Origin of the sequence: Aliidiomarina soli (genome assembly GCF_003986975.1) — a bacterium.
Lineage (GTDB): Bacteria > Pseudomonadota > Gammaproteobacteria > Enterobacterales > Alteromonadaceae > Aliidiomarina > Aliidiomarina soli.
In genome coordinates this window covers 158,220-173,514 of sequence record NZ_PIPO01000003.1, presented here as the reverse complement: position 1 = coordinate 173,514, position 15,295 = coordinate 158,220, and the positions used below count along the sequence as shown (strand labels likewise).

13 protein-coding genes and 4 tRNA genes are annotated in these 15,295 nt (G+C 51.6%); 10 read left to right on the top strand and 7 right to left on the bottom strand.

Going from position 1 to position 15,295, the window contains the following annotated elements; translation table 11 throughout:
• Position 1: 1 nt before the first annotated feature.
• From CWE14_RS07340 to CWE14_RS07320, 5 genes are all read right to left on the bottom strand, one after another.
• Positions 2–77: transfer RNA gene (locus tag CWE14_RS07340), tRNA-Val, on the bottom strand.
• 46 nt (positions 78–123) lie between these two features.
• Positions 124–199, bottom strand: a tRNA-Val gene (locus tag CWE14_RS07335).
• 90 nt (positions 200–289) lie between these two features.
• Positions 290–1,534, bottom strand: a complete 1,245-nt coding sequence (locus tag CWE14_RS07330; protein ID WP_126798790.1) for a hypothetical protein — start codon at positions 1,532–1,534, stop codon at positions 290–292.
• Positions 1,534–3,543, bottom strand: coding sequence for an excinuclease ABC subunit UvrB (gene uvrB, locus CWE14_RS07325; protein WP_126798789.1), 2,010 nt, complete (start codon positions 3,541–3,543; stop codon positions 1,534–1,536). Before uvrB ends, CWE14_RS07330 begins: the two co-directional genes overlap by 1 nt.
• 11 nt (positions 3,544–3,554) lie before the next feature.
• Positions 3,555–4,964 (bottom strand): MATE family efflux transporter, encoded by a 1,410-nt coding sequence (locus CWE14_RS07320; protein ID WP_126798788.1) that lies wholly within the window; start codon positions 4,962–4,964, stop codon positions 3,555–3,557.
• Between the two features lie 225 nt (positions 4,965–5,189).
• Between CWE14_RS07320 and CWE14_RS07315 the strand changes: the two genes are divergently transcribed.
• The 3 genes from CWE14_RS07315 to CWE14_RS07305 all read left to right on the top strand — a co-directional run bounded on the left by CWE14_RS07315 (position 5,190) and on the right by CWE14_RS07305 (position 7,259).
• Complete coding sequence (locus tag CWE14_RS07315) at positions 5,190–6,377, top strand: pyridoxal phosphate-dependent aminotransferase (RefSeq protein ID WP_126798787.1); 1,188 nt, start codon at positions 5,190–5,192, stop codon at positions 6,375–6,377.
• A gap of 694 nt (positions 6,378–7,071) precedes the next feature.
• Positions 7,072–7,148, top strand: a tRNA-Asn gene (locus CWE14_RS07310).
• A gap of 34 nt (positions 7,149–7,182) precedes the next feature.
• A tRNA-Asn gene (locus tag CWE14_RS07305) sits at positions 7,183–7,259 on the top strand.
• Positions 7,260–7,345: 86 nt separating this feature from the next.
• Here the strand turns inward: CWE14_RS07305 and CWE14_RS07300 are convergent.
• Positions 7,346–7,876: a phosphatase PAP2 family protein gene (locus CWE14_RS07300; protein WP_126798786.1), complete on the bottom strand. Its 531-nt coding sequence runs from the start codon at positions 7,874–7,876 to the stop codon at positions 7,346–7,348.
• Between the two features lie 266 nt (positions 7,877–8,142).
• Here CWE14_RS07300 and rsxA point away from each other — a divergent pair, with 266 nt between their 5' ends.
• From rsxA to nth, 7 genes are read left to right on the top strand one after another with little or no spacing between them, the layout of a single operon-like run.
• Complete coding sequence (gene rsxA, locus CWE14_RS07295; RefSeq protein WP_126789834.1) at positions 8,143–8,727, top strand: electron transport complex subunit RsxA; 585 nt, start codon at positions 8,143–8,145, stop codon at positions 8,725–8,727.
• A complete protein-coding gene (rsxB, locus tag CWE14_RS07290; protein ID WP_126789835.1) occupies positions 8,724–9,293 on the top strand; it encodes an electron transport complex subunit RsxB in 570 nt (189 codons plus the stop codon). The genes rsxA and rsxB overlap by 4 nt, the downstream gene beginning before the upstream one ends.
• The gene (gene rsxC, locus CWE14_RS07285) at positions 9,290–11,134 is read left to right on the top strand and encodes an electron transport complex subunit RsxC (protein WP_241972347.1); all 1,845 of its coding nucleotides are present in this window, start codon (positions 9,290–9,292) and stop codon (positions 11,132–11,134) included. The genes rsxB and rsxC overlap by 4 nt, the downstream gene beginning before the upstream one ends.
• Positions 11,134–12,213, top strand: a complete 1,080-nt coding sequence (gene rsxD, locus CWE14_RS07280; protein WP_126798785.1) for an electron transport complex subunit RsxD — start codon at positions 11,134–11,136, stop codon at positions 12,211–12,213. Before rsxC ends, rsxD begins: the two co-directional genes overlap by 1 nt.
• Complete coding sequence (gene rsxG / locus CWE14_RS07275; protein ID WP_126798784.1) at positions 12,210–12,851, top strand: electron transport complex subunit RsxG; 642 nt, start codon at positions 12,210–12,212, stop codon at positions 12,849–12,851. Before rsxD ends, rsxG begins: the two co-directional genes overlap by 4 nt.
• Positions 12,848–13,606 carry an electron transport complex subunit E gene (locus CWE14_RS07270; RefSeq protein WP_126798783.1) on the top strand — a complete coding sequence of 253 codons (759 nt, stop codon included), beginning with the start codon at positions 12,848–12,850 and terminating at the stop codon, positions 13,604–13,606. Before rsxG ends, CWE14_RS07270 begins: the two co-directional genes overlap by 4 nt.
• 3 nt (positions 13,607–13,609) lie before the next feature.
• Positions 13,610–14,245, top strand: a complete 636-nt coding sequence (gene nth / locus CWE14_RS07265; RefSeq protein ID WP_126798782.1) for an endonuclease III — start codon at positions 13,610–13,612, stop codon at positions 14,243–14,245.
• A gap of 69 nt (positions 14,246–14,314) precedes the next feature.
• Here nth and CWE14_RS07260 read toward each other — a convergent pair whose 3' ends face one another.
• Positions 14,315–15,223 carry a flagellar protein MotY gene (locus CWE14_RS07260; RefSeq protein WP_126798781.1) on the bottom strand — a complete coding sequence of 303 codons (909 nt, stop codon included), beginning with the start codon at positions 15,221–15,223 and terminating at the stop codon, positions 14,315–14,317.
• Positions 15,224–15,295: the final 72 nt, after the last annotated feature.

The window sequence follows — 15,295 nt, the reverse complement described above, 5'->3', positions numbered from 1 at the left end:
CTGGTGGGTGGTACTGGGCTCGAACCAGTGACCCTCGCCTTGTAAGGGCGATGCTCTCCCAGCTGAGCTAACCACCCATCTTGGTGTATCTCAGCATTTCTTGTCTAAATTGCAGCCACAAAATGGTGGGTGGTACTGGGCTCGAACCAGTGACCCTCGCCTTGTAAGGGCGATGCTCTCCCAGCTGAGCTAACCACCCATATTTCGCTGGACTGCGGGGCGCTATTATAGAGATCGGCGAAAAGCTGTCAACAACAAATTGCGCCTTGAGCACTTGTTTGCTGGTAATTTAGTCAGCCTGGCTGAAGGCTGCGTTGTTCTCATACCCTGCCACATGAACGTCGACAAGACGCCCGGTAAAGGGCGTCAGTTCTACCACCGCATAATTGCCACTTTGCACATCTTCCAGCTGCACCAGCCGACTCCCCATTATGGGCAGGCTAGCTCCCGAGCGCAAAGCCAGTATCGTAGCCACAATACTGGCATCGGCATGCTCGCTAGCACCGGCTTCATCCATCAATTGAGCAAACACCTCAGTCTCAAGGTACACATGCAAATCCACCAGGCTAGTTGAACGCGCGTAGGGAATACGTGGTTGAGACTCTGACACTCTTGCTGCAAACGCCAGTAAGGAAAGTAAGTTATTGATCCTGAATGGCTCATCAAAATGGCTATTTTGCAGCGTGTTCGCAGTGTCGGTCGAGCTGGCTTGTTGCAGCAGCGCGATATCCTCCTGCAGTGCCTTCGTCATCACGATGGGGCTATCCAGCGGCAAATTGAGCAGAGGGCCTATTCCCGGCCGTTGATCAAGCAGCATTAAATCAAACGGATTGCCGCCAAAGCTATCTAGATTGACCAGTTCCAGCAGTAAAGCCTGGGTGGCGTACTCGTCATCCAGGCCGTATAAGGACGTCAGCCAGGACAGTACCTCAGGAGGATCGTCGCCCTCGACAAGTATACCCTCTCCTTCCGTCAAGGGACTAAGTTGACGCAACACCTCAGGAAGGCGCGGATTCGCTTGCAAAAAAGTAGCCTCGATCGCTGCAAGCTCATCAAGCTCGGGGAAAAGCCCGGCGTTAAAATCCGCTAAGCGGAGAAAAAAAGCCTCCTGGATTTGCATTGATACCCAATCCTGGGCATGGCGCACATCGGCGAGCACCTGGAAACGGTGGGACAGGAACTGAGCCATTTCCTGTTGCATTGCTACAGAGGGGCGTTCATCACTATTCATCACCGCTATGAATCGCTTAAACTCAGCAGTGTCACGTAACGGGACTACCGCTGCCTCACCGCGCCCTTCGGCGATTATGCTCTGAATAAACCCTACGTAGTCAGGAATGTTGGCAAATCCCAGCAGTTCGGCGTAGCGATATAAAATCTGGCAGGGTTCAACCGTATTTGCGCTATCAAAACAATCTTGAGGAAGGCTAAGATTCCCGTTCTCATTACTTTCAGATGCCGGCGCCGTGTCGCCAATTGCGCTGCCTATATACAGAGAAAAGATTAGCGCCAAGGCCCCTGCTCTTTTGTTCATTAACCATATTCCTTCAACTGTTCACGCAGCTCGTGCAGCTCGTCGCGAATGTTGGCCGCTTTTTCAAACTCGAGGTCCTGGGCAGCTTTGTACATGGCTTTTTCCTGAGCTGCGATAGCTTTCAGAATATCTTTGCTGTTGCGATACACTGGCAAGTCTTTTTTCAGTCGTGCCACTTCTTTCTTGCGTTTGCGAGCAGCTCCACCACCGAGATCCATGACGTCGGTGATTTTCTTATTCAGCCCAAGCGGGGTAATGCCATGTTCTTCATTGTATGCGACCTGGATTTTACGGCGACGATCGGTTTCGTCAATAGCTCGCTGCATCGAGCCCGTAATGCGGTCTGCATATAAAATAGCGCGACCATTAATATTACGCGCCGCACGACCAATAGTCTGAATTAGTGATCGCTCAGCGCGCAGGAAGCCCTCTTTATCTGCATCCAGAATAGCAACCAGCGACACTTCAGGCATATCCAGGCCCTCTCGCAACAGGTTGATGCCGACCAGACAATCAAATTCACCAAGGCGCAAGTCACGGATGATCTCCATTCGCTCCACGGTATCAATGTCGGAATGCAGGTAGCGCACCCGGATCCCATGCTCGTCCAGATAATCGGTCAGGTCTTCAGCCATCCGTTTGGTCAGTGTTGTTGCCAGTACGCGTTCACCTGCTTCTGCGCGTATCCGGATCTCCGACATTAGATCATCCACCTGGCTGCCCACCGGGCGAATTTCAATAATCGGGTCAAGCAAGCCTGTCGGTCGTACTACTTGCTCAACCGTTTCACCACCGCTGCGTTCAAGTTCATAATTTCCCGGCGTAGCGGACACATAAATGGTTTGCGGAGCGATGGCTTCAAACTCATCAAACTTCAGCGGCCGGTTATCCAGCGCTGACGGTAAGCGAAAGCCGTACCCTACCAGATTCTCTTTGCGCGAGCGGTCCCCTTTATACATCGCGCCGACTTGGGACACGGTGACATGGGATTCATCAATAATAAGCAGTGCGTCGTCCGGCAAGTAATCCATCAGCGTTGGTGGCGGCTCACCGGGTGCCCGGCCCGACAGATAACGGGAGTAGTTTTCGATACCTGAGCAATAACCAAGCTCCAGCATCATTTCGATATCAAACTGAGTCCGTTCGCGAATACGCTGCTCTTCAATCAGCTTATTCTCGCCAAAAAACTGCTCGCGGCGGTCTTTCAGCTCTGCTTTTATATGGTCAATGGCATCAATGATTTTTTCCCGCGGCGTCACATAGTGAGTTTTCGGGTACACCGTGAAACGCGCGATATCTGCCTGCAGAAGCTGTCCGGTCAAGGGCTCAAACAAACTTATCCGTTCGATTTCATCGTCAAACATTTCCACCCGAACCGCCGCTTCATCGGATTCTGCCGGAAAGATGTCAATGACTTCGCCGCGGACACGGTAGGTGCCCCGCTCAAACGCCTGATCATTGCGGGTGTACTGCAAAGTCGCCAATGTGCGCACCATGTCGCGCTGGTCAACGATGTCGCCACGGCGCAGGTGCAACATCATCTTCATATAGGATTCAGGATCGCCAAGACCATAAATGGCGGAGACAGAGGCAATCAGAACCACGTCACGGCGTTCCATTAGCGCCTTGGTCGCCGACAAACGCATTTGTTCAATATGGTCGTTCACCGAGGCATCTTTTTCTATAAAGGTATCAGTAGTCGGCACATAGGCTTCAGGCTGGTAGTAATCGTAATAGGAAACGAAATATTCCACTGCGTTATTGGGAAAAAATTCTTTCATTTCGCCATACAGCTGGGCGGCCAGGGTTTTATTGTGGGCAAGGATTAAGGTCGGACGATTGGTCTGCTCAATGACATTCGCCATGGTGAAGGTCTTTCCCGAGCCAGTAACCCCGAGTAACGTTTGGTGCGCCAGCCCAGCATCAATGTTTTCCACCAGCTTCTCGATGGCAGCAGGCTGATCACCGGCAGGTTTATAATCAGAGACAAGTTCAAACTTACGTGACATTCGTTTCCTCGTTATTTACCTGACCGGGCACCCGGGCTCGTAACCGGGCCGGCCATTTGCAAAGGCCCGGTATCCTGTTCGTAGTCATTCAGGATACGCATAAACCAGTGATAAGACACAATCGCAGTGAGAATGTTCGCAATCAGGCCACCCACAAAAAGACCTTGCAAGCCCGCCAGATGGCTGCCCAAATAAGACAAAGGCACAAACAGCATAAACAACCGCACCATGCTCAGCAGCAAGGCGCGTAGTGGCATGTGCAACGCATTCATCGACGAGTTGGTTAGGATCACCCACCCCTGTAAACCATAGCTGAGTGGCATGATCCAGACAAACCAGGCCAGTACCTGAGCAACCGCTCCTTCGCGGGCAAAGGCCATTTGGATCAGCGGCAGGCAGACGACCATAAGCCCATAGATGACTAACTGAATAATAAATACGGCCGCTAGCGCAGTGCGGTATGCAGCCCGCACCCGGTCCATTTTACCGGCACCAAAGTTCTGGCTGATAAAAGGCGGTAAACTCATAGACAGCGCTAAAATAAAGATCGATGCCAGGGATTCCAATCGTATCCCGGCACCAAAGCCAGCCACAGCCGCTGCCCCGTAGGTAGCAACAATGGCGGTCATGATGCCCATCGCCAACGGCGTCATCATATTTGCCCCTGCAGCTGGCAAGCCAATACTAAGAAGCCGTCTCGATGATGCAACAAAAACAGAAAACGAAGGTGGCCAGGGGTCAATCAATTTCTTACGCACCACCAGCCAGTACACAATCAATACAAAACCAATGCTCCAGGACAGGACACTGGCCAGAGCGGCCCCTTGCATGCCGAGCGCTGGGACAGGCCCCCAGCCAAAAATTAGCAGTGGGTCAAAAATCGCATTCAGTACCCCGCCCAGGGCCATAATCATTGATGGTGTTTTAGTATCCCCTGATGCGCGCAATACGCTGTTACCAATCATGGGTATCACCAGCATCACGGCACCTAAAAACCACCAGTTCATGTAGCTCATGATAAGTGGCATTAACTCATCGGTCGCGCCAAGCACACTGAAAATTGGCCGGGCCAGTAACCAGCCGGCTAATGACAGTAAGGCGACCAGCAACGCCGCAAGGTACAGTGCCGAACTTCCTACATGGCGCGCTTGGCGAGTTTTCTCTGCACCTAGCTTACGGGCAATGACTGCCGAAGTACCGATGCCTAAACCAATAGTCAGGCTGATCACGGTAAATGTCACCGGAAAAGTAAAGCCTATCGCGGCAAGTGCTTCTGTGCCGAGTAAACTAATAAAGAAGGTATCAACCACGTTGAAACTAATCAGGGTAGCGACACCAAAAACCATCGGCCAGGTCATTTGCCACAACGTTTTCGTAATTGGCGCGTCGAGCATAACCCGTGCTGGTCTGGTCTGACTCATGGGACTCCTGAAGAGGTTTTTCGGGGCAATCAAAGAAAGACCATAGCATATCTTAATAATCGCCCTTTGGCCATGTATGGCGGGCGCTTTAAGACTCCTGGCCGACACTGACTAGACCAGCCGCTACTGGACTTTGTGTGTCGCCCCGCTTAGTATAAGCAGCGCAACAAACACGCATGCAGGCTCTGCATATTTCATTTTTAGTGTACGTAAAAAGGTGCTCTGGTGGATTACAAACTGTCCCGTCGCGTCAACGCAATAAAGCCTTCCCCAACGTTAGCCGTCAGTCAAAAAGCTGCCGAACTTAAAGCCGCAGGTAAAGATGTCATTGGGTTGGGTGTCGGTGAGCCCGATTTTGATACCCCTGAATTTATTCGTGAGGCGGCTAAACAAGCTATCGACGAAGGGCATACACGTTACACCGCTGTAGATGGCATTCCTGCACTAAAACAAGCTGTTTGTGACAAATTCAAACGGGATAATCAGCTCAGCTACACGCCCGACCAGGTGCTTATTTCCAGTGGCGGTAAACACAGTATTTTCAACCTGCTGACGGCATGGCTGGACGAAGGCGATGAAGTCGTTATTCCCGCCCCTTACTGGGTGTCCTACCCCGACATGACATTACTGGTTGGGGCCAAACCTGTGATTGTGCAAGCGACTATTGAGCAGGAGTATAAGATTACCGCTGATCAACTGCGCTCTGCGATCACCGAGAAAACGCGATTGCTGTTCCTCAACAGCCCATCCAATCCAACAGGGATGGCCTATAGTGCCGACGAACTGAAAGCGCTTGCTGAAGTCCTTCGAGATTATCCCAACATTCTGATTGCTACCGATGATATGTATGAGCATATTCTGTGGGGTGACGAACCTTTCGTAAACCTGCCAATGGTAGCGCCGGATCTGATTGAGCGTACCGTTATTCTATCCGGGGTGTCTAAAGCCTATGCGATGACTGGTTGGCGGATTGGCTATGCAGCCGGCCCCAAAGCGATTATCGCAGCGATGAAAAAAGTTCAGTCGCAAAGCACCTCGAACCCTGCCGCCGTGTCACAACACGCCGCGCTAGCCGCTTTAGAGGGCGACCAGAGCTGTATTCAAACCATGGTCACAGAGTTTAAAAAGCGTCACGACTATCTGGTTAAAGCGCTTCACGAGATCCCTGGAATTCAGTGCTTACCGGGACATGGCACTTTCTATACCTTCCCCAATGTCACTGGCTTAATGCGTAAAGCAGGGGTAGATACTGATGTCGCGCTATGCGAGCGGCTACTGGAAGAAGCCAATGTCGCCCTGGTACCAGGCTCAGCCTTCGGTACTCAAGGCTATTTCCGTCTGTCTTTTGCGACCAGCATGGATGTGCTTGAAGAAGCAGTGAAACGCATCAGAGCCTTTGCGGAATCTTTATAGTTACTTGCTTGCATTGAGAATAAGCCCGCCTTGACTCGCTCAGGCGGGCTTTTTTGTATCCTTTCGGTACTTAAGTCGTAGTATTAAGGCCAATTGTAATAACTTTTTATTGTAAAACGTTGAATTTGCATTTATTACAAAGTTATAACGGAACTGCTTTTTAAACCGCGCCTATGGAACGACTATTCTAAGAAATGCAAGCAAAAAAGATATAAAAAATCACTTGACTGGAAATAAAATACACAGGTGATGAATGGAAAAAAAGCAAATCGTTCAGGAATCCCGCATCTCGGCTAAAACGTCACCAATATTCATAACTTATTGATTTATATGAACTTTTAAAAACCGTGCCAATATTTAACCATGCTTACAAAATCGCTACAGCGCCCACCACTGCTTATAGCCCACAGACTTAACCACAAAGTTATCCACAGAAAAAGTGGATAAGATCCGCAATCGCTGACGGTGCGGGCGATCGCAGAAGCTGTGGATAAAAAAACAACAGCCATTTATACCTTTTGATATACTCAGTTTGAAATCAGGATGCAAAACGTATGAATTCAGGCCTTAGGGGCGGATTCTTGGCCAAGAAGAGCAAAAATCAGGCAAACAGAATCTTTTAAGGGCTTTTTGTTGTTTTCCATGTTGACAGGTTCAGGTAACGGCATTAATATTTCGCCCCGTTGACGGCAGTTCCCCAGTAGCTCAGTTGGTTAGAGCGGTGGACTGTTAATCCATGTGTCGTTGGTTCGAATCCAACCTGGGGAGCCAATTCGCTGCCGCAACATTTGCAAGACTTGTCAATTCCCCAGTAGCTCAGTTGGTTAGAGCGGTGGACTGTTAATCCATGTGTCGTTGGTTCGAATCCAACCTGGGGAGCCATTCAAGCAAATACCTTTCATCAATTAAATAGAAAGATCCCGCAGCGACCTCAAGGTCGTTTTTTTGTATTTGAAATTCGCAAACGGCTAATTAATCGGCAGTTGTAATACAAAACAGGCAATACCAGTTCCAAGCAAAGCGCCGGCCAAAATATCAGACGGAAAGTGAACCCCTAAGGCAATCCTGGAAAGCCCAACCAGACAAGCCCATGCATAGTAGATCAGCGCCCAGGCCGGGAAACTAATCGCGGCCAAGCCGGCAAACAGAAAAGCGGCTGTGGCATGCCCTGAGGGAAAACTAAAGCGGTCGGCCGGGGTTATTACCGGCCGGAATGAGAGCCGTTCAAGCGCAGGGCGCGCCCTTCGTAAGGTATTCTTTAGCCACCAGTACAATGGTAGTTCAATGGCAAAGGCAATCAGAGCACGCTGCAGGAACAGAACACTGCCTTCAACTGCCGCAACAATAAACAAACTGGCAAGAGCAGCATAATAGGGTCCATCCCCGGAACGAGATATCCAGATGGCGAGTCGACTGTCTCGCCCCCAGCGTGTCAGGCGGAACAACCAATAAAAAGTAAATTCGTCGACCCGACGAATACCTTCCCAAATGTTGGTCATTCATTCTCCCATTACTTAATTACCAACGAGTTGCCGGCCTATAGTCCGGCCTGACTGAAGGCTTGCGTATGCCCGGATACGGCCGTCTGCGACTACTGCAGAAACGCCATAATAGCCGAAAAGAGCGCTGCTTTACGAGAGTCGCTTGCAAAGTGTTGTTTATGACGCCTTAAACCCCGATAATATAGGCCGTTAATTTTCTTGCGGGATTCTGGCAGGCGTTTTTACCCTGTGTACCCTTTGCCATCATAACAACGCGAGCTTCAATGACTGATTACTTAGTATTGCTAATTGCCACCGTGCTGGTGAACAACTTTGTTCTGGTCCAGTTTCTCGGCCTGTGCCCGTTTATGGGGGTTTCCAACCGCCTTGAAACCGCCATAGGCATGTCCGCTGCCACGACATTTGTGCTGACCCTGGCCTCAGTCTGCAGCTATCTGGTCAATGCCTATATATTACAGCCGTTCGATCTCATGGCTTTGCGCACCTTAAGCTTTATATTAGTCATTGCTGTTGTTGTCCAGTTTACTGAAATGGTAGTACACAAGACCAGCCCAACGCTCTATCGGTTGCTCGGCATATTTCTGCCCCTGATTACTACAAACTGCGCGGTACTAGGTGTCGCTTTGCTGAACATCAACGAACAGCACAGCTTTATGCAGTCGATAGTCTTCGGCTTCGGCGCCGCCATCGGTTTCTCACTGGTTCTTATTGTTTTCTCTGCTCTGCGCGAACGTGTAGCAGCTGCCGACGTACCTCTACCCTTTAAAGGGGCCGCTATTGGTATGATTACAGCAGGCCTGATGTCACTCGCGTTTATGGGCTTCAGCGGATTGGTCTCGGTTTCATGAGTATGGTTGCAGGTATTATCGCATTAGCAGTGCTGGCATTAGCCTTTGGCTTATTGCTTGGTTTCGCTGCCGTTCGTTTTCGGGTCGAAAAAGATCCCATTGTCGAGCAAATTGACAGTCTGTTACCGCAAACCCAGTGTGGTCAGTGCGGGTACCCCGGATGTCGCCCTTATGCGGAGGCGATAGCGAATGGAGATGATATAAATAAATGCCCTCCAGGCGGACAAAGCACCATCGAGCAGTTAGCAGATTTAATGGGTCGCGAAGCTAAGCCGCTGGACGACGCCCATGGCGTCGAAGATGTCAAAAAGGTGGCCTATATACGCGAAGACGAATGCATTGGCTGCACCAAGTGCATCCAGGCCTGCCCAGTGGATGCCATTCTCGGTGCAACGAAACAAATGCATACTGTTATTGCCGACGAATGCACCGGGTGTGACCTCTGTGTGGAGCCCTGCCCGGTTGACTGCATTGACATGATCGAGTTACAGCAGGGACCAGAACGGTGGAAGTGGGATCTTGAACAAATTCCGGTCACACAATTAGCAACTGAGGTGAAATCGTGAGTTCATTAGTCCATCAATTTAGTCACGAGGACCTGCTGCGTAACCGGGATGATATAGCCGCTGGTAAATTGTGGCAGTTTCCTGGCGGCATTCATCCGCCGCAGCGCAAAGAACTGGCCAATAAAACGGCTATCCGTCGACTCCCGCCACCATCCCGTTTATTGATCCCGTTTAAGCAGCATATTGGTCAGCCCGGCACTGTGCTTGTGCAGGAGGGTGACCATGTTTTAAAAGGCCAGCCCCTGACTGCCCCGGGACCGAATTCGGGTCTGCCGGTGCATGCACCAACCTCGGGTCGTATCAAACGGATTGGGGAGCACCCAAGCGCGCATCCGTCCGCGTTGCCGGTTGCAACTATTGAATTACTCAGTGACGGTGAAGATGAATGGGCTGAAAAACACCCCATTGCTGATTACACCGCACTAAGTAGCAGCGAACTTATCGCGCTGATTGCCGAGGCTGGGATTGCCGGTTTAGGCGGCGCTGCCTTTCCAACGGCGCAAAAGCTTGCCGCTGATGGTCAGCTTGATTACTTAATTATAAACGGCGTGGAATGTGAACCTTACATTGTCTCCGACGACCGTCTAATGCGTGAACATGCCGCCGGCATTGTCCGTGGCATTCGCATTTTGCAGCATATCAGCGGCGTCAAGAACGTCCTTATTGCTATTGAAGATAACAAACCAGAAGCTATCAGAGCGATGCAGGACGCCTGCTCCGGCACCGAGAACCTGGCTGTACGTATAGTGCCGACCCGTTATCCGTCCGGCGGCGAGCGGCAGTTAATTCAGTTATTAACCGGGCGCGAAGTTCCGGCCAACGGTTTACCCAAAGATGTTGGCCTGTTAATGCAGAATGTAGGTACGGCGTATGCGGTGTATCGCGCAATTATACTCGGTGAGCCTTTGCTGGAACGGGTTATTACCCTGACCGGAGAAGCATTGCAGCAGCCTGGGACGGTTTGGGCGATGCTGGGTACCCCTGTCGACACGCTATTAAAACAGGCCGGTTATGTGCCCTACCCTAATGCCCGGGTGATTATGGGCGGTCCAATGATGGGCTTTACCCTGCCTACGCTGGACGTTCCTATCGTCAAGGGCAGTAACTGCATCCTGGCTCCGGCCAAACGCGAATTGCCTGCGTCCACTACCGAGATGGCCTGTATTCGCTGTGGCGCCTGTGCCGATGTCTGCCCGGCGTCATTGTTGCCGCAACAGCTTTACTGGCTGGCCCGGGATCATGACCATGACGGCCTGCGTGAGCACCATCTGGCGGACTGCATCGAGTGTGGTGCCTGTGCATACGTCTGCCCCAGCGAAATTCCATTGGTCCATTATTACCGCCAGGCTAAAGCGGATATGCGCGAACAATACATTGAGAAACAAAAAGCCGAGATTGCCAAAGAACGTTTTGAAGCACGCAAAGCTCGCCTCGAACGTGAAAAGCAGGAACGTCTTGAACGCCATGAGCGCGCAGCTGAAGCTCGTAAGCGGGCGCTGGCTGAGCGCGAAGCCAAAGCCGCCGAGACTGCATCAGCCTCAGGCAGCGACACGACTGGCGAGCCGAACAAGCCAGCTAACGACCGGGTAGCAGCAGCCATTGCCCGGGCCAAAGCAAAAAAAGCCGAGCAACAGAAGGCTGCACAGGCAACCGAAAACCCCGAAGGTCAGGCAGATGCCAAGCCCGAAGCGCAAACTGAATCAAGTAATAGTGCAGAGGCGCTGAAAGCCAGCCCAGATGAAGCGCCTGAAAACGACCCTGGAAATGACAAAAAAGCCCGAATTGCCGCTGCAGTAGCACGTGCCAAAGCGAAGAAAGCCGCCCAGCAAGGATCTGATTGATGAGTTTTTATATCGCCTCCTCCCCTCATACACGACAGCGCCGCACGACTGCAAGACTGATGCAATTAGTCATTGTGGCGCTGATCCCGGGTATTCTTGCTCAGTGGTATTTCTTTGGCTGGGGCGTGATCCTGCAACTGCTGTTAGCGGTTACCACAGCCTATGCCACCGAATCACTATGTCTGCATGCCCGCGAACGCAGTTCACTAAGCGCATTGCGTGACAATACCGCACTGGTGACTGCGATGCTGCTGGCTGTCAGTATTCCACCGCTGGCACCCTGGTGGGTGATTGTTATCGGTGTCGCGTTTTCCATCATCGTGGTCAAGCATTTATACGGTGGCGTTGGGCAAAACCTTTTTAACCCGGCGATGGCCGGGTACGTAGTATTATTAATTTCCTTCCCGTTACAAATGAGCAGCTGGGTTGCTCCCGTGGAGCTGACCGGCCAGCATTTAAGCCTGTTCGAAAGCATTCATTTAATGCTCTTTCAGTACACCAGTGAAGGCTATAGCGTCGAACAAATGCGAATGGTTGCCAGCGGCACTGGCCTGGATGCCGTCGCCATGGCGACTCCGCTTGATCATATTCGTACCGATCTCAGTCAGGGCCTGACCCTGAGCGAAAGCCTGCAGGCTCCGCTATTTAGTGGCCTTGCCGGACTTGGCTGGCAATGGGTCAATCTGGCCTATTTACTTGGCGGCCTGTTTTTACTGCAACAGCGAGTCATTCAGTGGCATATCCCTGCAGCACTGCTGGCTTCACTAGCATTGCTGGCCGCATTGGGCACCCTGTTGGCGCCGGATCAGCTGCCCGGCATGGACATTCACTTATTCAGTGGCGGGACTATGCTGGCTGCATTTTTTATCGCTACCGACCCGGTATCGGCCGCTACATCGAACCGCGGACGCCTGGTTTATGCCGCACTCATTGGCCTTATTATCTACCTTATTCGAAGCTTTGGTGGTTACCCCGACGCCATCGCTTTTGCGGTTTTGCTGGCCAATATGTGTGTACCTATTATCGATAAATACACCCGTCCGACGACCTATGGCCATCCGCGGAGGAAGCTACAATGATGACGCAAATGCGCCGTAACGGGCTCATCCTGGCCGCGTTCGCACTGGTTTCGACGATACTGGTTATGACCACCCAGTGGCTGACTGAGGACCGTATCGCTGAGCAACAACGCAGCGAACTGATGACAACGCTTAATAGCCTGATCCCGCCCGCGCTGCACGACAATGATTTATATGCAGATTGCACCTTAGTCACTGCCGACGAACTTGGTCTAAGTGAACCTCAGCCGGTCTATCGAAGCCGTCGCGAGGGACAACCGACCGCGCTGGCACTGCGTACTACCGCGCCGGATGGATACAGCGGCAATATCCATTTATTGGTGGCGCTGAATGACAACGGCACCCTCCTCGGTGTGCGCGCCCTATCGCACCGGGAAACACCAGGTCTTGGTGATAAAATTGAAGTACGCCGCAGTGACTGGATTCACAGTTTTCAGGGGCAGCAAGTACGGGGGGCGGATGACCCACGCTGGGATGTGCAGCGTAATGGCGGTATGTTCGATGCCTTTGCCGGAGCGACTATTACCCCCCGCGCCGTCGTGAATGCCGTGCAACGTACCCTGCTCTATGCAACCGAACATCAGCAGCAGCTGTTTAATGCGAGCGCAAACTGCAGTCAGTCAGGAGATATGCAATGAGTGAAAGCATCGCCGACACCGACGTCGCCGACGAAGCCAGCGCAGAAACGACTAACGGTCGCTTTGATGAAGTCAGAACACTGACTCAGAATGGCCTTTGGAGCAACAACCCCGCGTTGGTGCAACTACTCGGGCTTTGCCCGTTACTTGCCGTCAGTGGCACCGTCACCAATGCGTTGGGGCTTGGCATCGCCACCATGCTGGTGTTGATCGGTTCAAACGTTACGGTTTCGCTGGTACGCAATTTTGTCCCTTCTGAGATCCGTATTCCGGTCTTTGTCATGGTCATTGCAACCTTCGTGACGCTCATCGAGTTGTTCATGAATGCCTTCACCTACGGTCTTTTTATGGCGCTGGGGATATTTATTCCACTTATCGTGACTAACTGCGCCATTATCGGGCGAGCGGAAGCCTATGCATCAAAGAATAACTGGCAGCTATCCGCAATTGACGGCTTTATGATGGGTCTCGGGTTTACCCTGGTGTTGGTTTTACTGGGTGCGATGCGGGAAATTATCGGTCAGGGTACGCTGTTCGACGGTGCCGAACTGCTGTTAGGTGACTGGGCCACCGTATTGCGAATCGAATTGTTCGCCGTTGACTACCCGCTCCTGCTTGCGGTCTTACCGCCCGGTGCCTTTATTGGCATGGGCTTTATCATCGCTGGTAAGAATTGGATCGACCACAAACGCGAGCAACGCAATCAAACAGACTCAGTCAAAAAAGTTGAACGAGCCCGGGTGACCTCTGCTTAGATTATGAATAAACAAAAACGCTACCAAATTCTCAGCCGGCTACGGGATAACAACCCCAACCCGACCACAGAACTCAACTTTAGCAACCCGTTTGAGTTGCTGATTGCGGTGCTGTTATCGGCGCAGGCAACCGATGTTGGGGTCAATAAAGCGACCGGGCCACTGTTCAAAGTAGCCGATAACCCCGCTGATATGCTTGCCTTAGGGGTGGATGGGGTTAAAAACTATATTAAAACCATCGGCCTGTTTAACACCAAGGCTGAGAATGTGATCAAAACCTGTCGCATTCTGGTCGAAAATCATGGCGCTGAAATCCCGCAGGATCGGGAAGCCCTCGAGGCACTGCCCGGCGTCGGACGCAAAACCGCGAATGTGGTCCTCAACACCGCCTTTGGCTGGCCGACAATTGCCGTCGATACCCATATTTTCAGGGTTAGCAACCGCACTAAGCTGGCCCCCGGAAAGAACGTCAACGAGGTCGAGCAAAAGCTGCTGAAGGTGGTACCTGCCGAGTTTAAAGTGGATGTTCACCACTGGCTTATTTTGCATGGCCGATACACCTGTATCGCCCGTAAACCACGCTGTGGTTCCTGTATTATTGAAGACTTGTGCGAATTTAAAGACAAAGTTGAAATCTAACGCGTTCACCATGTGCATCAACAAAAAACGGCAGCCCGAAGCTGCCGTTTTTTGTCTGCCTGATTTTGTTTAATCGGCTTGAGCACTCAACAGATTCGGGTTGAACGGTCGTTGCAGCTGCAATACCACCCGGCGGTTTTGCGCCCGTTCCAGCTCAGTATCGTTGGGCGCTGCATGACGGCGTTCGCCATGCGCGGTAATGCGAATTTGCGATTCGTTAACGCCATGCTCGAGGAGGAAGGTTTTGACTACCTCAGCGCGCTGTTCAGATAACGACTCGTTCTCTTCAAAAGGGCCGTAGGAGTCGGTGTAAGCATCCACCAACACCAGCTCGATTTCACGGTCATGACTAAGATACTGACCAATTTGCATAAGGCGCCGTTTCGACGGATTGGTCAGATCTTCAGTTCGCTCGTGATACTGCAACACGGTAAACGCAATGTCTTCAAAGCTATAGGGTAGTAAGTTGGCTACACAGTCTAAGAAGTCATCGTAACGAGAATGAAAATTGACCGCGGAAATACTCACCGCCACCTGGTCACGCTGATTATGCCAGTCGCGATAGAAAAAAGTCGGCATCATGCCCTTTTCCAACTCGGTCAAAACCGTCCATGCCATTTCTTTATTTAATTCACTGCTGAACTGGCGGTACATGTCCAGGTTGCCGAGTTCTTGAGACGCTACGCCGGGACGCCACTGGGGGGCGACCGACTTAATGCTGGCCACATCATAGGTATCAGGCAGACGCAGCATATCAAGCTGCAGGCGCAGGTTCATATCACGGCTGGCCTGGCTAACAAAGCGGACATTGCCGTAGCGCGGAATATCGTGTTCGAGTGTACACTGCAAGGGTGAGTATTCGCTTACCCGCCACTCCGAGTTGTCCAGACTGGCACCATAGGTGCGCACCGAGCTTTGTGCTGGTGTAGCAGCAATCAGGCTGGTCAGTAGCAGTGAGGTCAGCAGTGTCTTATACATAAAACTACATCCAATGTCAGGTTCAGCGTCTGTTAAAGGTATCGGCGCAAACCATGGTACCTTTAGCTTTTA